Raw genomic sequence first — 25,317 nt, forward strand, 5'->3', positions numbered from 1 at the left:
TACGGCGTGTGGCACACTTTCTGCTGTTTATTCCGTTGTTACATACTAAGTTCCGGTATAGCGGAATACACAACTCCTGGAGTGCTTGTCATGCATCACCGACCTTCCGTGTTTAAAGCGTGTGTTTTTCTCTTCGCCGCATCGGCTTCCCTCGCAAGCGTAGTGCAGGCGGCGGACAGCAAGCTCGATGATGTGCTCAAGCGTGGGCACCTGATCGTGGGTACAGGCAGTACCAATGCGCCGTGGCACTTCCAGGGAGCGGATGGCAAGTTGCAAGGTTTTGATATCGACATCGGCCGAATTGTGGCCAAGGGCTTGTTCAACGACCCGAGCAAAGTCGAGTTTGTGGTGCAGTCTTCCGACGCACGGATTCCCAACCTGCTGACCGACAAGGTCGACATGAGTTGCCAGTTCATTACCGTCACCGCCAGCCGTGCACAGCAGGTCGCGTTCACCCTGCCGTACTACCGCGAAGGCGTGGGCCTGCTGCTGCCGAACAACAGCAAATACAAAGAGATCGAAGACCTGCAAGCCGCCGGCGACGGCGTGACCGTGGCCGTGCTGCAAAACGTGTATGCCGAAGAGCTGGTGCACCAGGCGCTGCCCAAAGCCAAGGTCGACCAGTACGACAGCGTCGACCTGATGTACCAGGCCGTGAACTCCGGTCGCGCCGATGCGGCTGCCACCGACCAGTCCTCGGTCAAGTACCTGATGGTGCAGAACCCTGGCCGCTACCGCAGCCCGACCTACGCGTGGAGCCCACAGACCTACGCGTGCGCGGTCAAGCGTGGCGACCAGGACTGGTTGAACTTCGTCAACACCGCCCTGCATGAAGCCATGACCGGTGTGGAGTTCCCGACTTACAAGGCCTCGTTCAAGCAATGGTTTGGCGTGGACCTGCCGGAGCCGGCCATCGGCTTCCCGGTTGAGTTCAAGTAAATCGTAAACGCTGGGGCGCCGCCGACGGCGCCTCATTCAGGTACTGCCGACCATGAACTATCAGTTGAACTTTGCCGCCGTGTGGCGCGACTTCCCCAGCTTGCTGGCGGGGCTCGGCCTGGGCCTAGAGCTGGCGCTGTTGTCGATCGCCATCGGCTGCGTTATCGGTTTGATGATGGCGTTTGCCATGCTGTCCAAGCACCGCGCGTTGCGAATCTTCGCTTCGGTGTACGTGACGGTGATCCGCAATACGCCGATCCTCGTGCTGATCCTGTTGATCTACTTTGCGTTGCCGAGCCTTGGGATTCGTCTCGACAAAATCCCTTCGTTCATCATCACCCTGTCGTTGTACGCCGGTGCCTATCTGACCGAAGTATTCCGCGCCGGGCTGTTGAATATTCCCAAGGGTTTGCGTGAAGCCGGGTTGGCCATCGGCTTGGGCGAATGGCGTATCCGCGCCTACATCACCGTACCGGTGATGCTGCGCAACGTGCTGCCCGCGCTGTCGAACAACTTCATTTCGCTGTTCAAGGACACCTCGCTGGCTGCTGCGATTGCGGTACCGGAGCTGACCTATTACGCCCGCAAGATCAACGTCGAAAGCTACCGGGTGATTGAAACCTGGCTGGTCACGACGGCGCTCTACGTGGCTGCCTGTTACCTCATTGCCATGCTGCTCCGTTACCTGGAACAGCGTCTGGCGATCCGTCGTTAAGGAGGGCTTTCATGTACGAGTCCCCAAGCTGGCTGCATGAGTTGTGGATCGCCCGGGATACCCTGTGGGCGGGCTTTCAAGCCAGTGTTTATGTCTCTGCGCTGGCGATTATCTTCGGCACCCTGATCGGCATTGTCGCCGGGTTGATCCTGACCTACGGCAAGTTCTGGATGCGTGCACCGTTTCGCCTGTATGTCGATCTGATCCGTGGCACACCGGTGTTTGTGCTGGTGCTGGCGTGTTTCTACATGCTGCCGGCACTCGGTTGGCAGATCACTGCGTTCCAGGCCGGTGCGGTCGGGCTTACATTGTTCTGTGGCTCACACGTGTCGGAAATCGTGCGCGGTGCGCTGCAAGCCATTCCCCGTGGGCAACTGGAAGCGGGCAAGGCGATCGGCCTGACGTTCTACCAGTCCCTCGGCTATGTGCTGCTGCCCCAGGCGTTGCGCCAGATCCTGCCGACCTGGGTCAATTCCTCCACGGAAATCGTCAAGGCCTCGACCTTGTTGTCGGTAATCGGCGTAGCCGAGTTGCTGCTCAGTACCCAGCAAGTCATCGCGCGCACGTTCATGACGCTGGAGTTCTACCTGTTCGCGGGTTTTCTGTTCTTTGTCATCAACTACGCCATCGAGTTATTCGGGCGCTACATTGAAAAGCGGGTGGCCTTGCCATGAACCAACCTCAAACCAACCAACCGCTGCTGAACATCCGTGGCCTGCGTAAACAGTATGGCGAGGTCGAAGTGCTCAAGGGCGTCGACCTGTCCATGCAGCGCGGCAACGTGGTGACGTTGATCGGCTCCAGCGGCTCGGGCAAGACCACCTTGCTGCGGTGCGTCAACTTGCTGGAAGAATTCCAGGGTGGCCAGATCACGCTGGATGGCGAGTCCATCGGCTACAGCGAAGTCGCCGGCAAGCGTGTGCGCCATCCTGAGCGGGTGATTGCCCAGCACCGCGCAATGACCGGCATGGCGTTCCAGCAATTCAACCTGTTTCCGCACCTGACTGCCTTGCAAAACGTCACCCTCGGCCTGCTCAAGGTCAAGAAGATGGGCAAGGACGAAGCCGTGGCCCTGGCAGAAAAATGGCTGGAGCGCGTCGGCCTGCTGGAGCGTCGCAACCACTTCCCCGGGCAGCTTTCCGGTGGCCAGCAACAGCGCGTGGCGATTGCCCGCGCCATTGCGATGAACCCCAGCCTGATGCTGTTTGACGAAGTCACCTCGGCCCTCGACCCGGAGCTGGTGGGCGAAGTGCTCAGCGTGATCAAGGGGCTGGCAGAGGAGGGCATGACCATGTTGCTGGTCACCCACGAAATGCGCTTTGCCTATGAAGTCTCGGACAAGATCGTATTCATGAACCAGGGCCGCATTGAAGAGCAGGGCACCTCGAAGGATATCTTCGAACGCCCGCAATCGCCGCGCCTGGCGGAATTTTTGAAGAACATTCGTTTTTAATCAGGAGCACATTTTATGAGCATTACTCGTTACGGCACCGGCAGCACCGCCGGCGGCGGCCAGCCTCGTCCTTTCGCCCGTGCGGTGGAAGCGGACGGCTGGCTCTACGTCTCGGGCCAGGTGCCAGCGGTGGACGGTGAAATCATCAGCGGTGGCATCGTCGAGCAAACCCGCCAGACCATGCGCAACGTGGTCGCGATCCTTGAGGAGGCTGGCTACGAATTGAAAGACGTGGTGCGCGTGGGCGTATGGCTGGAAGACCCGCGGGATTTCTGGAGTTTCAACAAGGTGTTCGGCGAATACTTCACCCCGGAACACGCCCCGGCACGCGCCTGTGTGCAGGCCAACATGATGGTGGATTGCAAGGTGGAGATTGATTGCGTGGCCTACAAGAAAAAAGGCTAAATGCCCCACTCTTGAGATCAGCGCAGATCAAATGTGGGAGCGGGCTTGCTCGCGAATGCGGCCTGTCAGTGAATGCACTTGTCACTGAACCACCGCATTCGCGAGCAAGCCCGCTCCCACAGGGGATTTGTGTTGTTAGCAATATTTTGAACGGGACCGAAACTGCCATGACCGAAGACACCATCAAGCGCCGCGCCAAAGGACTGGACCGTGCGTTCGATATCCTCGATTTTCTCAAGGAAATCGGCCAGCCCTTGCGCCCGAATGATATTGCCAGCGGCATCGGCAGCCCCAAGTCCACTGTCTACGAATTGGTCGCGTCTCTGCTGGAGCGACGCATCCTGGAAACCGTGGGCAAGGATGGTCACGTCTACCTTGGCCGCCAACTGTATTTTCTCGGACAAGCGCATTTGCGCCATTTTGATCTGACCCGTGAGGCCGACCACGCCTTGCAGGAGATCGTCAGCCAGACCCACGAAACCGCGCAGATGTGCCTGCTCAACGGGCGCAAATACACGGTGGCGCTGATGCGCGAGGGTGAGCGGCATTTCCGTATTTCCTCGGACATCGGTGAAAACGCGCCGATCCCTTGGACCGCCTCCGGGCGCCTGCTGCTGGGGCACTTGAGCGATCAGCAGATCATTGACCTGATCGATCATGACGACTTCATCCTGCCGGACGGCCAGCGTTTGCCGCTGGACACCTTCCTGGCGCAAATCCGTCAGGCCACCCTCGATGGCTTCTTTTCCTTCGACAGCGTGGCCGACACCTTTACCCATTGCTTTGCCGCCCCGGTGCGGGACGGGCAAGGCATCAGCATTGCGACGTTGTGCATCGTCGCCCCTCGGGCCGATGCCATCAAACACTACAACGACTATCGCCGGGTGTTGATCGAAAGCGCCAACAACCTGGCCCGTCGCATTAACGAATAGGAGCATTTCATGTCTGCCATCAATGCCGTTGAAAAGGGCGCCGCTGCCATCGGTGCCCACCTGGTCCGCGACGTCAGCCTGCCGGCCCTGGTGCTGCACCGCGACGCCCTGGAACACAACATTCGCTGGATGCAGGACTTCGTCAGCCACAGTGGCGCCGAACTGGCGCCCCATGGCAAGACCAGCATGATGCCGGCGCTGTTTCAGCGCCAACTCGCCGCTGGCGCCTGGGGCATCACCCTGGCCAATGCCGTGCAGACCCGCGCAGCCTATGCCGGTGGCGTGCGCCGCGTACTGATGGCCAACCAACTGGTGGGCGCGCCCAACATGGCGTTGATTGCCGACCTGCTGGCCGACAAGGATTTTGATTTCCACTGCATGGTCGATCACCCGGACAACGTTGCCGACCTGGGCCTGTTCTTCGCTGCCCGTGGCCTGCGCCTCAACGTGATGATCGAGTACGGCGTTGTTGGCGGGCGTTGTGGCTGCCGCAGCGAGCAGGAAGTGCGCGAGCTGGCCAAGGCAATCAAGGCCCAGCCAGCCCTGGCCCTTACCGGTATCGAGGGGTACGAAGGCGTGATCCACGGCGAGCACGCCATCAGCGGTATCCGCGATTTCGCTGCCAGCCTGGTGCGCCTGGCGGTCGACCTGCAAAACAACGGTTCTTTCGACCTGCCCAAGCCCATCGTCACCGCATCGGGTTCGGCCTGGTACGACCTGATCGCAGAGTCTTTCGAGGAGCAAAACGCCGCGGGCCGCTTCCTCAGTGTGCTGCGTCCGGGCAGCTACGTGGCCCATGACCACGGTATCTACAAAGAAGCGCAATGCTGCGTGCTCGACCGCCGCAGCGACCTGAGCGAAGGCCTGCGCCCGGCGCTGGAAGTCTGGGCTCATGTGCAATCGCTGCCAGAACCGGGCTTTGCCGTGATCGCCCTGGGCAAGCGCGACGTGGCCTACGACGCCGGTTTGCCGGTGCCGCTCAAGCGCTACAAGGCGGGTATCTTGCCGGCAGAGGGCGATGACGTTGGCGCGTGCAAGGTCACGGCCGTAATGGACCAACATGCGTTCATGACCGTGGCACCGGGGGTTGAGTTGCGTATTGGCGACATCATTTCCTTTGGGACTTCGCACCCTTGCCTGACCTTCGACAAATGGCAGGTGGGTTGCCTGGTGGATGAGCAGTTGCAGGTGATCGAGAGTCTGCATACCTGCTTCTGAACCGAGTCGCTCCCTTCGCGAGCAAGCCCGCTCCCACATTGACCGCGTTTTATCTGAAAGAATGCGGTCCCCTGTGGGAGCGGGCTCGCTCGCGAAGAGGCCATCAGCCACACCCGAGATGCTAGCCATGACCACCCAACCCCGCGTCGCCCTCATCGGCGAATGCATGATCGAACTGCAACACCGCGCCGACGGCAGCCTGCACCAAAGCTTCGGCGGCGATACCTTGAACGCGGCGGTGTACTTGCGCCGCGAGCTGGGCGATATCGGCAACGTCGACTACGTGACGGCGCTGGGCGACGACAGCTTCAGCGACGCGATGTGCCAACAATGGATCGACGAAGGCCTCGGGCTCGGCATGGTCCAGCGCCTGGCTGGCCGCTTGCCGGGCTTGTACTGCATCCAGACCGATGCCAAGGGCGAGCGAAAATTCCTTTACTGGCGCAACGAAGCCGCCGTGCGCGACTGCTTCACCACGCCTGCCGCCGAACCCATCCTGGCCTCGCTGCCGGAATATGACGTGGTGTATTTCAGCGGCATTACCCTGGCGGTGCTGGGGGAAATTGGGCGTGAGCGCTTGCTGCAAACCCTGATCGAAACTCGCCGGCGTGGCAGCAAGGTGGTGTTCGACAACAACTACCGGCCACGTCTGTGGGCCAGCGTCGAGGCCGCGCGGGCGGCGTATCACGCGGTAATAGCACAGGTCGATATCGCCTTGCTGACCGAGGATGACGAGTTGGCGTTGTTCGGTTTTACCGACAGCGAGCAGGTGTTTGCGGCGTACCCGGCGATTGAGGAAGTGGTGCTCAAGCGTGGCGCGGATGCCTGTTTGATTCGCTATGCGGGTGAGCGCTTTTCGGTGCCGGCAGTGAAGGTCGAGAAGGTAGTGGATACGACGGCGGCGGGGGATTCGTTCAGTGCGGCCTATCTGGCCAGTCGGCTCAAGGGGGGCTCGCCTGAGCAGGCTGCCGTGGCGGGGCATGAGTTGGCGAGTCGGGTCATTCAGGTGGCGGGGGCTTTGATTCCTCGGTGAATGGCCGCCTTTGGCGGTTCGCGAGCAAGCCCGCTCCCACACTTGACCGCGTTTTAACTGAAAGAATGCGATCGAATGTGGGAGCGGGCTTGCTCGCGAAAGCGGTCTAAAACCACTCCACTAATCCCGGTAAAACACCTGCACCAAGTGATACCCAAACTTGCTCTTGATCGGCCCATGTACCACCCGCAGCGGCTTCTTGAAGATCACCGCATCAATCGCACCCACCATCTGCCCCGGCCGAATCTCACCCAAGTCCCCACCGCGCTTGCCCGACGGGCAGGTGGAGTATTTCTTGGCCAACACATCAAAGGCTTCGCCCTTGGCGATGCGCTGCTTGAGTTGTTCGGCTTCTTCACTGGTTTTCACCAGGATGTGACGGGCTTGGGCTTTCATTGATCTCTACCAGGTGTGCGACGGCGCGCGATTATGCCTGAACTCATTCGTCGACGTTGATCATGCTGCGGATTTTCGTGGCCAGCAGGTCGATCGAAAATGGTTTGGCCACCATGTCCATGCCGTCTTCGAGGAAGCCCTGGCGCTCGGCGGCTTTTTCCGCGTAGCCGGTCATGAACAACACCTTCAGGCCTGGGCGATGCTGGCGGGCGATTTCCGCCAGTTGCCGGCCATTCATGCCCGGCAGGCCCACGTCGGTTACCAGCAAGTCCACGCGTAAATCCGATTCCAGCAACGGCAGTGCGGTACGCGCATCGGCGGCCTGGTGCGCGGTGTAGCCCAGTTCGTCGAGCACATTGACCACCAGCATGCGCACGGCAGGGTCATCTTCGACCACCACGACGGCTTCGCCGGCCAGTGCCAATGGCGCTTCGCCCAGATGCTGCGGCAGGCTGCTTTCCAGTGCGGTGCCATACAGGCGCGGCAGGTACAGGCGCACGCAAGCGCCCTGGCCCGGTTCGCTGTGAATGGTCACGTGGCCGCCGGACTGCTGGGCAAAGCCGTAGATCATAGACAGGCCCAACCCAGTGCCTTGGCCGATGGGTTTGGTGGTGAAAAACGGGTCGAAGGCTTTCGCCAGAATCTTCGGCGTCATGCCGGTGCCGTTGTCGCATACGCCGAGCATCACGTAGTCGCCGGCCTTTACCGGCTCCAGCGTGGTGATGTCCGTGCCGTCGAGGTAGCTGTTGGCGGTTTCGATCCTCAGCTCGCCGCCGTCGGGCATGGCGTCGCGCGCGTTGATCACCAGGTTGAGCAGGGCATTTTCCAGTTGGCTGGCGTCGGTATTGACTGGCCAGATATCGTGACCCAGTTGCAACTTGAGGGCGATATGCGCGCCCTTGGTGCGGCGAAACAGGTCTTCCAGGGACATCACCAACTGGTTCGGATCCAGCGGGCGGCGGTCCAGCGACTGCCGGCGCGAGAACGCCAGCAAACGGTGGGTGAGGGCGGCCGCGCGATGGGCAGAGGACACGGCCGCATCGGTAAAACGGCCAATCTCGTCACTGCGCCCGGCGGCAATATATCGCTGCATCAGGTCGAGGCTGCCGATGATGCCGGTCAGCATGTTGTTGAAGTCATGGGCGATGCCGCCGGTGAGTTGGCCCACCGCTTCCATTTTCTGCGCATGGCGCAGGGCGTCTTCGGCGCGCTCGCGTTCGAACATTTCGTTTTGCAGCCGCTGGTTGGCTTCGGCCAGTGCCTGGGTGCGCTGGGCCACGCGTTCTTCAAGGTTTTCGTTGAGGTGACGCAGGGCTTCTTCGGTGAGCTTGCGCTCGGTTTCGTCGATCACAAAGATGTAGAACCCATTCACCGAACCTTCATTGCTGAAGCGCGGCAGGTACTTCATCAGCGCGTGGCGTGGGCGTCCATCGCGGTGTGGGGTGACGGTCATGAAACTGCAGGCCTTGCCCCTGAGCGCCGCCGTGATCTTGTCTTCGCGCCCGGCGTAAACCTCGTCGCCGAGGACTTCGCGGATGGTCTTGCCATACAGCTCTTGGGGCGTCATGCCGTACCACTCCAGGTACGCGCTGTTGTTCAGGCGAAAACGCTGCTCGTGGTCGACATAACCGATCAGCACCGGCATGGCGTTGATGATCAGTTGCAGCTCGGTCTGGCTCTGGCGCAGGGCTTGTTCGGTGTGCTTGCGCTCGGTGAGGTCCAGCGCCGCACCGAGGAAACGGGCCGGGCGGCCATGGTGATCCTTGTAGCATCGCCCCCGGGCAAACACCCAGCGTACCGTGCCATCGGCTTGTTGCAGGCGGTATTCCTCGGCGTATTCGGTGCCGAAGGTGATGCAGTGCTTGATGCTGCGCGCCACCATGCCCCGGTCTTCGGGGTGTACGCCTTGCAGGTAGTCGCTGATGGGCAGCAGGCCGGCCTCGCTCGGGTCGACGCCATGCAGGTAGGCGAAGTGGGCGTCGGCGATAAAGCGGTCTTCGCCGATATCCCAATCCCAGGTGCCCACCGCGTCCGTTGCCGCCAGTGCAAGCTGCAGGCGTTGCTCGGTGTTGTGCCGGGCTTTGCGACGTTCGTTGGTTTCGATGGCGGTGACCAGGATCCCGGCCACACTGCCGCTTTCATCACGGATCGGGCTGTAGGTCAGGTCCAGCCAGATTTCTGTGTCGCGGTTATTGCGCTGCAGCACAAAGCGCTGTTCGGTGAAAGTGCGCACTTGGCCGGCGAGCACTGCGTCGTAGATCGGCGCGGTAAAGCTCTGTAGTTCCGGCCAGGTCTGGTGCGCAGGCTGGCCCAAGGCCTCGGGGTGCTTGTTGCCCGCCAGTTGCGCAAAGCCATCGTTGTAGAGTTGGGTGAGCTCGTTGCCCCACAGCAGCAGCATCGGCATCGGTGAGTGGATGACGATATCCACGGCGGTGCGCAGGCTTTGCGGCCAATCGTTGGCCTCACCGAGTGGGCTTTGCGCCCAGTCCAGCCGCGCAATCAATGCGGCGGCTTCGCTGACGGTGGATGTTCCATTCATGAAAAAGCCCTGAGCGTAACGCTTTGAAATATGACAAACGCCGATTATCCCGTGACTCGGGAGCGGCTGACTACCCCCGAAAAATAGCATGCATTGGCGTTTTGTCTTCAAATGAGTACGTCAGGGCTGAAACCTTTCATCTTCAGGCCAGTTCGGGACGGTTGCGAAATTCCTCCAGCGCCTGCGGGTTCGCCAGGGCATCGGTGTTCTTTACGGGCTCGCCATGCACCACGTTACGCACCGCCAATTCGACGATCTTGCCGCTGATGGTGCGGGGGATATCGGTGACAGCGAGGATCTTGGCCGGCACATGGCGCGGCGTGGTGTTGGCGCGGATCACCTGGCGAATTTGCTGCTCCAGCGCCTCATCCAGTGCGACGCCTTCGTTGAGGCGCACGAACAGCACCACCCGCACGTCATCCTGCCAGCGTTGGCCGATGGCCAGGCTTTCTAGGACTTGCGGCACTTTTTCTACCTGACGATAGATTTCTGCCGTACCGATACGCACGCCGCCGGGGTTGAGTACGGCGTCGGAGCGCCCATGAATCAACAGGCTGCCGTTTGGCCGCTGCTCGGCGTAATCGCCTTGGGCCCATACGCCGGGAAATTGGCTGAAATACGAGGCGCGCAGTTTCTTCTGGTCTGGGTCGTTCCACAGGCCGATGGGCATGGCCGGAAAATGCCGCGTGCAGACCAACTCGCCTTTTTCGCCAATCAGGGGCTGGCCCTTGTCGTCCCACACTTCGATGGCCATCGCCAGGCTCTTGCACTGCATCTCGCCGCGCCGTACCGGCAGCACCGGGTTGCCGATCACAAAGCAGGAAACGATATCGGTGCCGCCGGACATGGAGGACAGGCACAGCTCGCCCTTGATCTCGCGATAAACGTAGTCATAACTCTGGGGCGACAGCGGCGATCCGGTGGAAATAAGCCCTTTGAGGCTGCCCAGATCATGGCTCAGGCGCGGTTGCAACCCGGCTTTTTCCAGGGTGGCGAGGAACTTGGGGCTGGTGCCAAACACACTGATGTGTTCCGCGTCGATCAGATCGATCAGGCGCTCCGGCCCCGGATGAAATGGCGACCCGTCATACAGCACTGCCGTCGCCCCGATGGCCAGTACCGAGACCAGCCAGTTCCACATCATCCAACCGCAGGTGGTGTAGTAGAACAGGCAGTCCTCGCGGCCCAGGTCGGCATGCAGGCCATGTTCCTTCAGGTGCGTGAGCAATACGCCACCGGTGCCGTGGATGATGCACTTGGGCACGCCGGTGGTGCCGCTGGAGTAGAGGATGTACAGCGGGTGGTCGAAGGGCACCGCAACGAATTCCGGCTCGCCACCGGGTTGGTAAAAGTCGCTCCACAAGCTGACGTTGGCTGGAGTTTGATAGTCCTCGACCTGCGCCTGGGGCCGGGCGTACGGCACGATGATCAACTGTTCCAGGGACGGCAAGCGTTCGAGGATTTCATTGAGCTTGGCGGTTTGGTCAATCTCCTTGCCGGCGTAACGGTAACCGGCACAGGTGATCAGCACCTTGGGCTCGATCTGGCCGAAGCGGTCGATCACGCCTTGGGTGCCAAAGTCGGGGGATGAGCACGACCAGATCGCACCGAGGCTGGTGGTGGCGAGCATGCCCACCAGGGTTTGCCAAGTGTTGGGCATACAGGCCGCGACGCGGTCGCCGCGGGTCACACCGGCGGCCCGCAGGCTTTTTTGCAGTCCAGCGACGTGTGCGGCCAGTTCGGCGTAGGTCAATTGTTCGCGCTGGCCGTCTTCGCTGATGGCGACCACTGCCGGGTGATCGTCGCGGCGACGCAGCAAGTGTTCGGCAAAATTCAGGGTGGCGCCGGGGAACCATTGGGCGCTGGGCATCTCGGCGTCTTCAATCAGCACGGCGTTGGCTGGGCTGCGAAATTGCACGTCGAAGAAGGCGACGATGGCCTGCCAAAAGTCGGGGCGCCGGTCGATGCTCCACTGGTGTAGGGCGGGGTAGTCGGCGAGTTGCAGGCTGTAGCGTTCGTTGATGTAGCGGCGGAATTGGTCCATGCGCGTGTTGGCGATGCGTGCCGGGGAGGGGCGCCAGAGGATGTCGGACATTGCGAGATCTCGAGTTTTTGTTTGAGTCTGCCGGGCAACACAGGTCCAATGTGGGAGCGGGCTTGCTCGCGAATGCGTCGGGCCAGGCCCAGTTGTGCTGGCTGATAAGGCGCATTCGCGAGCAAGCCCGCTCCCACCTTAGATCTTCATTGTTGTCGAGGTTTGCGTTTATTGGGCCAGCCAGCCGCCATCAATGTTCCACGCGGCACCGCGCACCTGGCTGCCTGCTTCGCTGCACAGGAACAACACCAACTCACCCAACTGCGGCGGCGTCACGAACTCCAGCGACGGCTGCTTTTCCGCCAGCAAATCATGCTGCGCCTGCTGCGGATCCACACCATTGGCCGCTCGATCATCAATCTGCTTCTGCACCAGTGGTGTCAACACCCAGCCTGGGCAGATCGCGTTGCACGTCACGTTGCTGGTGGCCGTCTCCAGGCCGACCACCTTGGTCAATCCGATCACACCGTGCTTGGCCGCGACATACGCCGCCTTGCCCACCGAACCGACCTGGCCATGCACCGAGGCAATATTGACGATACGTCCCCAGCCCTTGGCTTTCATCCCCGGCAAGCTCAGGCGTGTGCTGTGGAACACCGACGACAGGTTGATCGCGATGATCGAATCCCAGCGCTCCGCCGGGAAGTCTTCCACCGCCGCCACATGTTGGATACCGGCGTTGTTCACCAGGATGTCCACGCCGCCAAACTCACGTTCGGCGTAGGCGATCATGTCGGCGATCTGCGCCGGGTCGCTGACGTCGGCCGGGTGATGGCCGACCTTGCCGCCGAATGCCTGCACCTGGGCGATCACTGCGCTGGCATCACCGAAGCCGTTGAGGATCAGGTTGGCGCCGGCCTCTGCCAGGCTCAACGCAATGCCCAAACCGATGCCGCTGGTAGAGCCGGTAACCAGGGCTGTCTTGCCGTTCAATGTCGTCATAGAAACCTCACACAATGCCGGTGGCGTAGAAAGTACCGATCACCACGAACACCGCGAGGGTCTTGATGATCGTGATGCCAAAAATGTCCTTGTAGGCTTCGCGGTGCGTCAAGCCGGTCACCGCCAGCAGCGTGATCACCGCGCCGTTGTGGGGCAGGGTGTCCATGCCGCCACTGGCCATGGCCGCGACGCGGTGCAGCACTTCAAGGGGAATATTGGCCGCATGGGCCGCCGAAATAAAGCTTTCGGACATGGCCGCCAGGGCAATGCTCATGCCGCCCGACGCGGAGCCGGTGATACCGGCCAGCAGGGTCACGGTAATCGCTTCGTTGACCAGTGGGTTGGGGATGCCCTTGAGCCAGTCCGCCAGCACCAGAAAGCCCGGCAGCGAGGCGATCACCGCACCAAAACCGTATTCCGACGCGGTGTTCATCGCCGCCAGCAACGCACCGCTTACCGCGCTTTTGCTGCCTTCGGCGAGCTTGCTTTTGATCGCCGACCAGCCGAACACCAGCACCATGACAATGCCCACCAACAACGCCGCCTGCACCGCCCAGATCGCCGTGAGCTTGGCGATTTCGGTGGTCACTGGCGCGCTCATGCCTGGCAAGGCGAGGCTGTGGGTCTTGCCATACCACTGCGGAATCCAGTGGGTGAACAACAGGTTCATCACACCCACCAGAATCAGCGGCGACAGCGCGATCCATGGGTTGGGCAGTGCCAGGTTGTCAGCGGTTTCGGGTTCGTTGCGAAGCTCCGTGCCATAGCCTTCGCCGGCGCGCTGCGCTTTGTTGCGCTGGCGTGCCAGGTACAGCATGCCGGTGCAGAACACGAAGATCGTGCCGATCAGGCCCAGCCAGGGCGCGGCCCAGGCGGTGGTGTTGAAGAAGGTGCTGGGGATGATGTTCTGGATCTGCGGCGTGCCGGGCAGGGCGTCCATGGTGAATGAGAACGCACCGAGGGCGATGGTCGCCGGGATCAGGCGCTTGGGAATATTGCTCTGGCGGAACATCTCCGCCGCAAACGGGTACACCGCAAACACCACCACAAACAGCGACACGCCGCCGTAGGTGAGCAGGGCGCAGACCAGCACGATCACCAGCATCGCCTGACGCGTGCCGAGCAGGCGGATCGCAGCGGCAACGATGGAGCGCGAGAAACCCGACAGCTCAATCAGCTTGCCGAACACCGCACCGAGCAGGAACACCGGGAAATACAGTTTGATGAAGCCGACCATCTTCTCCATGAACACCCCGGTAAAGGCAGGCGCAACGGCGGATGGGTCGGTGAGCAGGACAGCACCGAGGGCGGCGATGGGGGCAAACAGGATAACGCTATAGCCACGGTAGGCAGCCAGCATCAGCAGCGCGAGGGCTGCCAGGGCGATGATTACACTCATGGAGTGTCTCCAGATCGAATTGTTATTTTTGTGGGGTGTTGCTGTAGGAAGGGGCTATAGCTAGATGTGTGCCAAGATGTTAAATAGCTGAAATATAAGGATAATTTTTGTTTTTAGGACGAAAATCTTGAGTGGCGTCTCAAATCAGAGACAAGTGAAGATCAACTGTGGGAGCGGGCTTGCTCGCGAATGCGGTGCATCAGACACAAATATGTTGGCTGATGCACCGCATTCGCGAGCAAGCCCGCTCCCACATGAGATTATCTTGATATTGAGATCTAAATCTCAATTTGGAGACGGGGCAATACCCAACGCCACCATCTTCTTATACAACGTCGACCGCCCCAGCCCCAGCTGCTTGGCCGCCTCCACCACATTCCCCTCGCATTCACTCAACGCCGCTGCAATGAGCTGCCGATCAAACCGCTCCCGCGCCGCGCTGAAACTTTCACCGGCTACCGACGCCACGGCACTGCGTTCCACGGGGGTAAACGTCCCAATCGCCGCGCGGACTTCCTGTGCATTCAACACCAGGTCATCACTCAACAACGCCGCCCGCTCCAGTACATTGCGCAGCTCGCGGATATTCCCTGGCCAGGCGTGTTGTGCCAGCAGCGCCAGGGCTTCACGGTCCAGTTCGTGTTGGCTGCGCAGCTCCTCCAGAATCGCCTCGCTCAACGCCGGAATATCTTCCAGTCGCTCACGCAACGGCGGCACCTGGATCGGCAGCACGTTGAGCCGGTAATACAAATCCGCCCGAAACTCGCCGCGCTTGATCGCGGCTTCCAGGTCCATGGAGGTGGCTGCGATCACCCGCACATCGCTGTGCAGCATCTCGTTGGAGCCCACCGGTTCAAATTCCTTTTCTTGCAACACCCGCAGCAGCTTGCTTTGCAGTGGCAGGGGCATGTCGCCAATTTCGTCGAGGAACAGCGTACCGCCTTGGGCAATCTGGAACTTGCCGGGACGCCCCTTGCGGTCGGCACCGGTAAACGCGCCCGGCGCGGTGCCAAAAAACTCGGCTTCCAGCAGGTCGCCCGGAATGGCTGCACTGTTGATGCTGACAAACGCCTTGTGCGCTCGAGGTGAGGCGCCGTGAATCGCCTGGGCCAGCAACTCCTTGCCGGTGCCGGTTTCGCCTAGCAACAACACCGGAGATTCGGCACTCGCGCTACGCCGCGCACGACGTTTGACCTCCAGGCTGGCAGCGCTGGTGCCGATAAAATGCGCGAAGTTGTACTTGCTCTGGCGCGAGCGCAGCAGCGAGCGAGTGGAGGCCAGCTCCTGCTGCATGCTCAGGTAACGCTCGATCAATGGCGACAGGTTGCGCAGTTCATCAAACAGCGCAAACCCAATCGCGCCGATCACTGCGCCAGCATCGTCGTGGATCGGCAGGCGCATCACCACCAACGGGCCCTTGGGCGTGTCCTGGATATCCAGCAGAATTGGCTGGTCGTTGCGCACCACCTGGCGCAACAGGCTGTTGGAAATCACCTGCTCGCAGGGTTGGCCGATGGCTTCATCGGCGCTTTTGAGGCCGAAGCGCTTGGCGTAGCGCTCGTTCATCCACACGATATTCGCGTCGCGGTCGACAATCACCGTGCCTTCGCTGGACTGCTCGATGATCTCGAACAGCGACTGGATGGCCAGGCCGCGAACCTGTTGGTAGTCCGTGAGGCGGGTATTCATGTCGACAACCCGCATGCGGCTGCCAGCAATTCCTGGGTGTAGGGGTGCTGCGGTGCGTCGAACACCTGATGGCTCGCCCCGGCCTCGACCACCTTGCCATCCTTGATCACGATCATGTCATGCGCCATCGCACGCACCACTGCCAGGTCGTGACTGATAAACAGGTAGGTCAGGCCGTATTTCTCTTGCAGCTCACGCAGCAGCGCCACCACTTGTTTCTGCACGGTGCGGTCGAGGGCCGAGGTGGGCTCATCCAGCAGCATCAGCGCGGGCTTGAGTACCAGGGCGCGCGCGATGGCGATGCGTTGGCGCTGGCCGCCGGAAAACTCATGGGGGTAACGGTGACGGCTCTCGGGGTCGAGGCCCACGTCCTTGAGCACCTGGATCACCTGCGCATCGCGGTCGGCCAGGCTACATGGGGCGTGCACTTCCAAGCCCTCGCTGATGATCTGCTGCACGGACATGCGCGGGCTGAGGCTGCCGTAAGGGTCCTGGAACACCACCTGCATCTGCTTGCGCCATGGGCGCATCTGCTGATTGTTCAGCGGGTCGAGGGCTTCGCCCTGGAAGCGAATGCTGCCGGTGGAGTCCAGCAAACGCAGGATCGCCTGGCCCAACGTTGACTTGCCCGAACCGGACTCGCCGACAATCCCCAAGGTCTTGCCGCGTTGCACGCTGAGGCTGATGCCGTCCACGGCACGCAAATAGGTTTTGCGCCGGAACAAGCCGCCGCTGAGCGGGAATTGCACGGTCAGGTTATCCACCTGCAACACCGTTTCGCGCGCGTCGCTGCACAGGGCATCGCCCGCCGGCTCCGCGTCCAGCAACAGGCGGCTGTAAGGGTGTTGCGGTGCCGTGAACAGCGTTTGGCAATCGGCCTGCTCGACGATCTCGCCAGCGCGCATCACGCACACACGCTGGGCAATGCTGCGCACCAGGTTGAGGTCGTGGCTGATCAGCAGCAATGACATGCCCAAACGTTGTTGCAGGGACTTGAGCAGCAGCAGGATCTTGCGCTGCACCGTCACGTCCAGCGCGGTGGTGGGTTCATCGGCGATCAGCAATTCCGGCTCGCAAGCCAGGGCCATGGCGATCATTACCCGTTGGCGTTGCCCGCCGGAGAGTTGGTGGGGGTAGGCCTTGAGCCGCTCCTGGGGTTTCTGGATGCCCACCAGTTCCAGCAGTTCCAGGATGCGCGCCTGGGCGGCCTTGCCACCCAGGCCCTTGTGCAGCAGCAGGGTTTCGCCGATCTGTTTTTCGATGCTGTGCAAGGGGTTCAGGGAGGTCATCGGCTCCTGGAAGATCATCGCGATGCGGTTGCCGCGCAGTTTTTGCAGGGTGGCCGCCGACGCGCCCACCAGCTCCTGGCCGCGATACTTCACGGAACCGGTGGTTTGCGTGCCGGCCTCGGGCAGCAATTGCAGGATCGAATGGGCCGTCACCGACTTGCCCGAGCCCGACTCGCCCACCAGCGCCAGGCACTCGCCGGGGCGCACGTCCAGGCTCAAATTGCGCACCACAGTCTGGCCGCTGAAGGCGACGCTGAGGTCGCGGATCTCGATCAGGTTGTCGCTCATACGGATTCACTCATGAACGGGGGTCGAAGGCATCACGCAACGCCTCGCCGATAAATACCAGCAGCGACAGGATCAGCGCCAAGGTGAAAAACGCCGTCAGGCCCAGCCACGGTGCTTGCAGGTTCTGCTTGCCTTGGGCGATTAGCTCGCCCAGTGACGCACTGCCGGCGGGCATGCCAAAGCCAAGGAAATCCAGGGCGCTCAACGTAGAAATCGCCCCAGTCAGGATAAACGGCAGGTAGCTCAAGGTGGCAGTCATCGCATTGGGCAGGATGTGCCGGCGGATGATCTTGGCGTCCCCCAGGCCCAAGGCCCGTGCGGCCTTGACGTACTCCAGGTTGCGCCCGCGCAGGAACTCGGCGCGCACCACGTCCACCAGTGCCAACCAGGAGAACAGCGCCATGATCCCCAGCAGCCACCAGAAGTTCGGCTCCACAAACCCTGACAGGATAATCAGCAGGTACAGCACCGGCAGCCCCGACCACACTTCCAGCACACGCTGGCCTATCAGGTCGACCCAACCGCCGTAGTAGCCCTGCAACGCACCCGCCGCAATGCCGATGGCCGCGCTGATGGCGGTGAGCGCCAGGGCAAACAGGATCGACACCCGTGCGCCAAAGATCACCCGCGCCAATACATCCCGCGATTGGTCATCGGTGCCCAGCCAGTTCACCGCCGAGGGCGGGCTGGGGGCAGGGCGGGTCAGTTCGTAGTTGGGCGTGTCTTCACTGAACGGGATCGGCGGGAACAGCATCCAGCCTCCGTCCTGCTTGATCAGCTTTTGCACGTAGTCACTGCGGTAGTCGGCCTGGAAGGGCAACTGGCCGCCGAACTGTTGCTCGGTGTAGCGCTTGAACACCGGGAAATACAGCTCGTTCTTGAAGCTCAGCACCAAGGGCTTGTCGTTGGCGATCAACTCGCCGCCGAGGGTCAGGATAAACAGGCCGATAAACAGCCACAGTGACCACCAGCCACGACGGTTTTTCTTGAAACGCTCGAAACGTCGGCGTGCAACAGGAGACAGATTGAGCATCAGGCGTTCCTCGCGGCGAAGTCGATACGCGGGTCCACCAGGGTGTAGCAGAGGTCACCGATCAGTTTTATCAAGAGGCCGAACAACGTGAAGATAAACAGCGAGCCGAACACCACCGGATAATCCCGAGAGAGGGCGGCTTCGTAGCTCATACGACCCAGGCCGTCGAGGGAGAAGATCACCTCGATCAGCAAGGAGCCAGCGAAGAACACGGCGATAAACGCCTGGGGAATGCCGGAGATCACCAGTAGCATGGCATTGCGGAACACATGGCCGTACAGCACCCGTCGTTCACTCAGGCCTTTGGCGCGTGCGGTCACTACGTATTGGCGGGTGATTTCATTGAGGAACGAGTTCTTGGTAAGGATGGTCAAGGTGGCGAATCCGCCAATTACTAGCGACGTCACCGGCAAGACCAGATGCCAGAAGTAGTCGGCAATCTTGCCCACGGTGCTCAGTTCTTCGAAGTTTTCCGACACCAACCCGCGTACGGGGAACCAGTTCAACGATGTGCCGCCAGCGAACACCACGATCAGGAACATCGCAAACAGGAACGCCGGCATCGCATAGCCGATGACGATGGCGGTGCTGCTCCATACGTCAAAGCTGCTGCCATGGCGCACCGCCTTGCGAATCCCCAAGGGAATCGAGACCAGGTAGGTAATCAGCGTGGCCCACAGGCCGAGGGAGATGGTGACGGGCATTTTTTCGAGGATCAGGTCGATCACGCTCTTGCCACGAAAGAAGCTGTTGCCGAAATCCAGGTGGGCGTAGTTCTTGAGCATCAGCCACAGGCGTTCCGGCGCGGGCTTGTCGAAGCCGTACTGTCTTTCGATGTCCTTGATCAGCTTGGGGTCCAGGCCACGGCTGGCACGGGAGCCGCCGCTGATGCCGTCACCGGAAGAACCGCCGACGCTACCGCCGCCGATGCCTTGCAGATGGGCGATGGCTTGTTCCACCGGCCCGCCGGGCGCAGCCTGCACAATCACGAAATTCACCAGCAGGATGATCACCAGCGTCGGGATGATCAGCAGCAGGCGACGCACGATATAGGCAAACATCAGCGCGCCCCTCCGCGTTTTTTCAGCTCGGCTTGCATTTGTTCATTGGTCAACGGCACAGGGCTGATTTCCCACCAGGTTTCCAGGGCTTCATCGTTCTTCGCCTCGATGGCCGGCCGGCCGAAGCGGTTCCACCAAGCGGCGGACGTGCCCGGCGGGTAGTAATTGGGAATCCACAGGTAATTCCATTGCAGCACCCGGTCCAGGGCGTGGGCGTAGGTCAGCATCTGCGCCTGGGTATTGGCCTTGACCAAGCCCTTGATCAGGCTGTCGACGGCCGGGTCCTTGAGCACCATGTAGTTGTTGGCGCCAGGGTCGTAGGCGGCGTCCGAACCGAAGTAGTTGTAAAGCTCCATCCCTGGCGACGTGGTGACGGGAAAGCCGATGACGATCATGTCGTAATCGCGCGCCATCATCCGGTTAACGTACTGGGAAGGGTCAATGCGGCGGATGTTCAGGGTGATACCGATCTGCGCCAGGTTGCGCTTGTAGGGCAGCAACAGGCGTTCCATGCCGGCCTGGGCATTGAGGAAAGTGAACTCCAGCGGCTCGCCCTCGGCATTGACCAGCTTGTCGCCTTTGGGTGTCCAGCCCGCCTCTTCCAGCAGGGCCAGGGCTTGCAGTTGTTTGTCGCGGATCATGCCGCTGCCGTCGGTGACCGGGGCTTTGAAGACCTGGGTAAATACCTCGTCGGGCACTTGCCCGCGCAACGGTTCAAGAATCGCCAGTTCTTCCTTGGTCGGGAGTTGGCTGGCGGCCAGCGGGCTGTTGGAGAAAAAACTCTGCTGGCGGATGTACATCGTGCGCATCATCTGCCGATTGGCCCATTCGAAGTCCCACAGCATCGCCAGTGCCTCGCGCACGCGGCGGTCCTTGAACATCGGTTTTTGTACGTTGAACACATACCCCTGGGCCGGTTGCGGCATCTCCTTGGCCAAGTGGTCGCGTTGCAGGCGGCCATCGTCGAGGGCCGGGCCGTTGTAGCCGATGGAGTAACCGGTGGCAGAAAACTCGCGGTTGAAATCGAATGCGCCACCCCGCAGAACCTGGCGCGCTACTTCGGTATCGCCGAAATACTCCAGGCTTAAGTGGTTGAAGTTGTACAGGCCGCGGCTGACGGGCAAGTCCTTGCCCCACCAGTCAGGGTCGCGGGTAAAGGTGATGGTGTTGCCGGAGTCGATCTTGCTGATTTTGTACGGGCCGCTGCCCAGTGGGATTTCGTAGCCGCCGCCGTTGGCGAAGTCACGGGTTTTCCACCAGTGCTCGGGGAGGACGGGCAGGGTGGCGAGGTCGAGGGGCAGGGTGCGGTTTTCATTGCTGGAGAAGTCGAAGCGGACCTGGCGCTCGCCTTCGACTTCGACGTGCTTGACGTCGGCAAACAGCGTGCGAAAGCCTAGCCGGCCTTGGGTCATCAACAGGTCGAAGCTGTAGCGCACGTCTTCGGCGGTAATGGGCGTACCGTCGGCGAAACGCGCCTTGGGGTTGAGGTAGAACCGCAACGACAGACCGTCGTCGGCGCGCTCCATCTTCTCGGCGACCAGGCCGTAGACCGTATACGGCTCATCCAGGGAGCGTTGGGCCAGGGGCGAATAAAGCCAGCCGTCGACCTGGGATACACCGATGCCTTTGTCGATGTACGGCAGCACATGGTCAAAACGCCCGATCTCAATGGCCGAGCGCTTGAGGGTGCCACCCTTGGGGGCATTGGGGTTGGCGTAGTCGAAATGGCTGAAGCCGGCGGGGTACTTGGCCGGTTCGCCGTACACCGTCAGGTACGGTTGGGGCGCCGCGATCACGGCGGTGCTGGCCAGCAGCAGGGCCAGGGTGGAGCTAAACAGGGTAGAAAAAGCCAGTCGCATTATCAGCCTTGTACGCCGCGTGTATAAGAATAGGGATTTGTACGCTATAGGCTTGCGCGTCGCCAGTCATCACATGCACAACGGCCCACCAAAAGGCGGGCCGTTGTTTACAGCATCAGCGCAGACGGGATCAGTCCTGGCGGCTGGTGACTTCCAGCAGGTGGTAGCCGAACTGGGTTTTTACCGGGCCTTGTACGGTGTTGACCGGGGCGCTGAATACGACGGTGTCGAATTCTTTAACCATTTGGCCTGGACCGAACGAACCCAGGTTGCCGCCGTCGCGGCTGGATGGGCAGCTGGAGTTGGCTTTGGCGATTTCTGCGAAATCGGCGCCGCCTTCGATTTGGGCCTTGAGTTCGTTGCACTTGTCTTCAGTGGAAACGAGGATGTGACGGGCGGTGGCTTTGGCCATGGGGAATAACTCCTTGAGTAAAAAGGGTGAGCCTACCGGATTCAGGCGGTTATTTCCTGGCAAAGTTCCCGCCGATTGCATGAGTGGATCAAGCCCGGGCCATGGCGCCGCTGCGGGTCAGCCATTCGATGAACAGCGCGAACAGCTCGGCCTGGGAGTTGATCGCCAGCTTGGTGTAGAGGTTCTTGCGGTGCATGCGCACGGTTTCCGGTGAAATGCCCAGCACTTGTGCGGTGGACTTTACCGAATGGCCCCGCAGGATCAAGTGGGCAATCTCGCGCTCTCGCACGGTGAGCACGCCGCTGCCAAAGCCCATGAATGCGGCTTCGATCTGTTGATGAGCCTGGGTCTGGGTAAACGCCTCGTCACTGATTACCTTAGCCAGGCCGCCGGTGGTGCCGAATCGACGTAGCAAGGCACGCACCATGGCCTGGGTGGATTTCTGCAGTGCCAGTTGATCAGCGCTGAACTGCCCGGCGCTCAAGCCCTGGAACATGCACAGCGAGATCTTGCTCCGGGGGCACAGGTCGACGATGTAGTAACTCTCCTGGGCGCCGCCACTGCGCAGGTAGTAGGTCTTGTAGTACTCGCTGTTGAAGAAGTCGTCCGGGGCGATCTGTGCCAGGTGGTAGAAACCCTCGGCCAGGCCCTTGTCCACCGCCAGGCAGAACGGGTCCAGCAGATAACCCCGGGAAAAGTAGCGGTGGATGATTTCATCCTGATAAGCGCGGGGAATGCCTTGCTGGTACAGCAGGTGCGGCGGCTGGCCCTGGCGCTCCAGGCTGATCATCATCGATTCGATGGGGGTAAGCGTGCAGAGCGCGCTGGCCAGGTGTTCGAGAAACGACGTCTCGTCCACATGGATAAACGCCTGGGCCAGGGCTTGGTGCCAGGCTTCAAGTGCGTCGAGGGTTGGGGAGGGGCGGGCTGTGGTCATGACCGCCAGTCTACCCGCCGGCCCGTGCCCAGGCAAAAACGCCGAGACGGGCTCGGCGCTTTGGCTCATCGGCCCTGATACTCGCCGCTTTGGCGCAGTTCAGCAGCCGTTTCGAGGATGCACTGGCGCAGGGTTTCCACCACCTCATCCACTTGGGCATGGGTGATGATCAGTGGCGGCGACATCACGTTCAGGTGGCCGATGGGCCGCACCAGCAAACCCTTGGCCTGGGCACGCAGGTGGATTTTTTCGCCGATGTTCACCGCATCCGGCAACAGCGCCTTGCTGCGTTTATCCGCGACGAATTCGATGCAGGCCATCAGGCGTTGGCAGCGGATGTCACCCACCAACGGCAGGTCGGCCAGGGTTTGCAGGCGTTGCTCCAGGTACACGCCGACGTCTTCCACATGGGCCAGCAGGTTCTCACGCTCGATGATCTCGATGTTTTTCAGGGCTGCCACGCAACTGACCGGATGGCCGCTGTAGGTAAACCCATGGGTAAAGCAACGACCTTTGCCCGGCTCGCCAATCACTTGCCAGATACGCTCCGAGAAAATGCACGCGCCCAAGGGCAGGTAGCCGGAAGTCAGCCCCTTGGCGGTGGTGATGATGTCGGGCTGCATGCCGAACACGTCCTCGGAGGCAAAGAATGCACCCAGGCGCCCGAACGAGGTGACCACCTCATCCGCGACATAGAGCAGGTCATGGCGCTGGCAGATTTCCCACATACGACGGTGGTAACCCTTGGGCGGAATGATCACGCCGCCCGAGCCCATGATCGGTTCGGCAAAGAACGCGGCCACGTTATCGGCGCCCAGGGTCAGGATCTTGTCTTCGAACTCGTTGACCAGGAAGTCGAGGAAATCCGCCTCGCTCATGCCCTCTGGCGCCCGGTAATAGTTGGGGCAGGAGATGTGGTGGAACAGGTCGCTCATGAAGTCGAATTCTGGCGCGCGGTCGGCGGCCTTATTGCCGATGGACATGGTCAGGAACGTACTGCCGTGGTACGCACTGAAGCGCGAGATGATGTGCTTCTTGGTCGGTTTGCCACGGCTGTTTTGATAGAACTGCACCAGCCTGTACGCCGTGTCCACCGCAGTCGAGCCGCCGGTGGTGAGGAACACATGGTCCAGGTCGCCGGGGGCCAGGCTGGCGAGCTTGGCGCACAATTCGATGGCCGTGACGTTGGCCATGTCGCAGAACGGGTTGGAGTACGCCAACTGACGCACTTGGTTGGCGATGGCCTCGGCCATTTCCTCGCGGCCAAGGCCGATATTCGTACACCACATGCCACCGACCGCATCCAGGTAGCGATTGCCATGGGTGTCGTAGATGTAGGCGCTGTTGCCCGCTGCGATATTCAGCGAACCTTGTTCACGGTGTTCGTCAAACATGTGGAAACCGTGCATGTAGTGGGCTTTGTCGGCGGCGTCCAGCTTGGCGTGGTCGAACTGGGCGAAGAAAGCAGGATTTGGCAGAGTCATGGCATTTACCTTCAATGGCTGGGTTTACTTGCCGGTCTTGACGGCATTCCAGGTACGGGTGATCAGGCGCACGGCGGCTTGGGGCTGGCTTTTCTGCGTGAACAGCCGCTGCATGGTCGCTGGGTCGGGGTAGATCGCCGGGTTATCGCGGACATCGGCGCTGAGCAAGGGTTTGGACGCGAGGTTGCTGTTGGCGTAGTGAATGGTGTTGCTGACCCCAGCCATGGTGCTCGGTTGCAGCAGGAATTCGATGAACTTGTGGGCATTGGCCACATGGGGCGCGTCGGCGGGAATGTAGAAGTTATCGAACCAGATCAGCGAGCCTTCCTTGGGAATGAAGTAGTCCAGCTTGACCTTGGCCCCGGCCTCCGTTGCTCGCGCTTGGGAGGTGGCGTAGTCGCCGGACCAGGTGGTGGCCATGCACAGGTCGCCATTGGCCAGGCCATTGATGAACCCGCTGGAATCAAATTTTCGAATGTACGGACGCACCGCCATCAACACTTCCTGGGCGGCCTTGAGGTCTTTGGGCGCGGCACTGTTGGGGTCTAGGCCGAGGTAGGTCAGGGCCAGCGGGATCATGTCGGTGGGGGAGTCCATGAAGGTAATGCCGCAATCGGCAAACCGCGACACGATCTTGGGATCGAAGATCATCGCCAAGGAGCCGACGGGGGCGTCCGGCATGCGCGCCTTGATCATGTCGACGTTGTAGGTCACGCCGTTGCTGCCCCAGGTGTAAGGCGCTGAATAGGTGACGCCGGGGTCATGGGCCTCCAGGCTCTTGAGCACCAAGGGGTCGAGGTTGTTCCAGTCGGGCAACAAGCTTTTGTTAAGGGGTTGGAACACCTTGCCCTTGATCAGCAGGGGCACCAGTGAGGCGTTGAGCAACGCCAGGTCATAGCCGGAGCGACCGGACAGCAACTTGCCTTGCACGGTCTCGTATGAATCGTAGGTGTCGTAGATCACCTTGATACCCGTGGCCTTCTCGAAGTCAGCCAGGGTGGTGTCGCCGATGTAGTCTGCCCAGTTGTAGATGCGCAAGGTATTGCCTGGGTCATCGGCGGCCTGGCTCTGCGGGGATGAGGCTAGCAGTACAACGCTGAACAGGGCGATCAAGGTTTTATGCATGGGGACCCACCGTTAGTTGTGCTTGTTATCAGGCGCAGGGACTGATTGCACTGTCAGGCAGGTGGCGGGTGGGC

Annotated in this window: 22 protein-coding genes; 8 read left to right on the top strand and 14 right to left on the bottom strand. The window is 61.0% G+C overall.

Annotated features, from left to right (window positions below; all coding sequences use genetic code 11):
* The first annotated feature begins 90 nt into the window (after window positions 1–90).
* The 8 genes from HF257_RS30755 (at window position 91) to HF257_RS30790 (ending at window position 6,695) form a co-directional block, all read left to right on the top strand.
* Window positions 91–939, top strand: coding sequence for a transporter substrate-binding domain-containing protein (locus tag HF257_RS30755; protein ID WP_065907736.1), 849 nt, complete (start codon window positions 91–93; stop codon window positions 937–939).
* Between the two features lie 52 nt (window positions 940–991).
* A complete protein-coding gene (locus HF257_RS30760; RefSeq protein WP_185705451.1) occupies window positions 992–1,654 on the top strand; it encodes an amino acid ABC transporter permease in 663 nt (220 codons plus the stop codon).
* A gap of 11 nt (window positions 1,655–1,665) precedes the next feature.
* The gene (locus tag HF257_RS30765) at window positions 1,666–2,328 is read left to right on the top strand and encodes an amino acid ABC transporter permease (RefSeq protein WP_025857548.1); all 663 of its coding nucleotides are present in this window, start codon (window positions 1,666–1,668) and stop codon (window positions 2,326–2,328) included.
* The gene (locus HF257_RS30770; RefSeq protein WP_185705453.1) at window positions 2,325–3,107 is read left to right on the top strand and encodes an amino acid ABC transporter ATP-binding protein; all 783 of its coding nucleotides are present in this window, start codon (window positions 2,325–2,327) and stop codon (window positions 3,105–3,107) included. The genes HF257_RS30765 and HF257_RS30770 overlap by 4 nt, the downstream gene beginning before the upstream one ends.
* 15 nt (window positions 3,108–3,122) lie before the next feature.
* Complete coding sequence (locus HF257_RS30775) at window positions 3,123–3,512, top strand: RidA family protein (RefSeq protein ID WP_005788829.1); 390 nt, start codon at window positions 3,123–3,125, stop codon at window positions 3,510–3,512.
* 167 nt (window positions 3,513–3,679) lie between these two features.
* Window positions 3,680–4,444 carry an IclR family transcriptional regulator gene (locus HF257_RS30780; RefSeq protein ID WP_185705455.1) on the top strand — a complete coding sequence of 255 codons (765 nt, stop codon included), beginning with the start codon at window positions 3,680–3,682 and terminating at the stop codon, window positions 4,442–4,444.
* Window positions 4,445–4,453: 9 nt separating this feature from the next.
* On the top strand, window positions 4,454–5,662 hold the full coding sequence (locus HF257_RS30785) for an amino acid deaminase (RefSeq protein WP_185705457.1): 1,209 nt from the start codon (window positions 4,454–4,456) through the stop codon (window positions 5,660–5,662).
* A gap of 127 nt (window positions 5,663–5,789) precedes the next feature.
* On the top strand, window positions 5,790–6,695 hold the full coding sequence (locus HF257_RS30790; RefSeq protein WP_185705459.1) for a sugar kinase: 906 nt from the start codon (window positions 5,790–5,792) through the stop codon (window positions 6,693–6,695).
* A gap of 120 nt (window positions 6,696–6,815) precedes the next feature.
* Here HF257_RS30790 and HF257_RS30795 read toward each other — a convergent pair whose 3' ends face one another.
* The 14 genes from HF257_RS30795 to HF257_RS30860 all read right to left on the bottom strand — a co-directional run bounded on the left by HF257_RS30795 (window position 6,816) and on the right by HF257_RS30860 (window position 25,243).
* A complete protein-coding gene (locus HF257_RS30795; RefSeq protein WP_034098324.1) occupies window positions 6,816–7,091 on the bottom strand; it encodes a peptidylprolyl isomerase in 276 nt (91 codons plus the stop codon).
* A gap of 43 nt (window positions 7,092–7,134) precedes the next feature.
* Entirely contained in the window at window positions 7,135–9,630 is a 2,496-nt protein-coding gene (locus HF257_RS30800; RefSeq protein ID WP_185705461.1) for a PAS domain-containing hybrid sensor histidine kinase/response regulator, read from the bottom strand.
* 142 nt (window positions 9,631–9,772) lie between these two features.
* Complete coding sequence (locus tag HF257_RS30805; protein ID WP_185705463.1) at window positions 9,773–11,725, bottom strand: acetoacetate--CoA ligase; 1,953 nt, start codon at window positions 11,723–11,725, stop codon at window positions 9,773–9,775.
* 168 nt (window positions 11,726–11,893) lie between these two features.
* On the bottom strand, window positions 11,894–12,667 hold the full coding sequence (locus HF257_RS30810; RefSeq protein WP_185705465.1) for a 3-hydroxybutyrate dehydrogenase: 774 nt from the start codon (window positions 12,665–12,667) through the stop codon (window positions 11,894–11,896).
* Window positions 12,668–12,674: 7 nt separating this feature from the next.
* Window positions 12,675–14,066: a GntP family permease gene (locus HF257_RS30815; protein WP_185705467.1), complete on the bottom strand. Its 1,392-nt coding sequence runs from the start codon at window positions 14,064–14,066 to the stop codon at window positions 12,675–12,677.
* A 285-nt stretch (window positions 14,067–14,351) separates the two neighbouring features.
* Entirely contained in the window at window positions 14,352–15,755 is a 1,404-nt protein-coding gene (locus tag HF257_RS30820) for a sigma-54 interaction domain-containing protein (RefSeq protein ID WP_185705469.1), read from the bottom strand.
* Window positions 15,752–17,332 (bottom strand): ABC transporter ATP-binding protein, encoded by a 1,581-nt coding sequence (locus HF257_RS30825; protein ID WP_185712141.1) that lies wholly within the window; start codon window positions 17,330–17,332, stop codon window positions 15,752–15,754. The genes HF257_RS30820 and HF257_RS30825 overlap by 4 nt, the downstream gene beginning before the upstream one ends.
* A gap of 10 nt (window positions 17,333–17,342) precedes the next feature.
* The gene (locus HF257_RS30830) at window positions 17,343–18,365 is read right to left on the bottom strand and encodes an ABC transporter permease (protein ID WP_185705473.1); all 1,023 of its coding nucleotides are present in this window, start codon (window positions 18,363–18,365) and stop codon (window positions 17,343–17,345) included.
* Window positions 18,365–19,426, bottom strand: coding sequence for a microcin C ABC transporter permease YejB (locus tag HF257_RS30835; RefSeq protein WP_185705475.1), 1,062 nt, complete (start codon window positions 19,424–19,426; stop codon window positions 18,365–18,367). The genes HF257_RS30830 and HF257_RS30835 overlap by 1 nt, the downstream gene beginning before the upstream one ends.
* On the bottom strand, window positions 19,426–21,285 hold the full coding sequence (locus HF257_RS30840; RefSeq protein WP_185705477.1) for an extracellular solute-binding protein: 1,860 nt from the start codon (window positions 21,283–21,285) through the stop codon (window positions 19,426–19,428). Before HF257_RS30840 ends, HF257_RS30835 begins: the two co-directional genes overlap by 1 nt.
* A gap of 130 nt (window positions 21,286–21,415) precedes the next feature.
* Window positions 21,416–21,697 carry a peptidylprolyl isomerase gene (locus HF257_RS30845; RefSeq protein WP_010210937.1) on the bottom strand — a complete coding sequence of 94 codons (282 nt, stop codon included), beginning with the start codon at window positions 21,695–21,697 and terminating at the stop codon, window positions 21,416–21,418.
* A gap of 88 nt (window positions 21,698–21,785) precedes the next feature.
* Window positions 21,786–22,634: a response regulator transcription factor gene (locus HF257_RS30850; protein WP_185705479.1), complete on the bottom strand. Its 849-nt coding sequence runs from the start codon at window positions 22,632–22,634 to the stop codon at window positions 21,786–21,788.
* Between the two features lie 65 nt (window positions 22,635–22,699).
* Window positions 22,700–24,118 carry an aminotransferase gene (locus tag HF257_RS30855; RefSeq protein WP_185705481.1) on the bottom strand — a complete coding sequence of 473 codons (1,419 nt, stop codon included), beginning with the start codon at window positions 24,116–24,118 and terminating at the stop codon, window positions 22,700–22,702.
* Window positions 24,119–24,142: 24 nt separating this feature from the next.
* Entirely contained in the window at window positions 24,143–25,243 is a 1,101-nt protein-coding gene (locus tag HF257_RS30860; protein WP_185705483.1) for a polyamine ABC transporter substrate-binding protein, read from the bottom strand.
* Between the last annotated feature and the right edge of the window lie 74 nt (window positions 25,244–25,317).

It is taken from the genome of Pseudomonas cremoris, assembly GCF_014230465.1.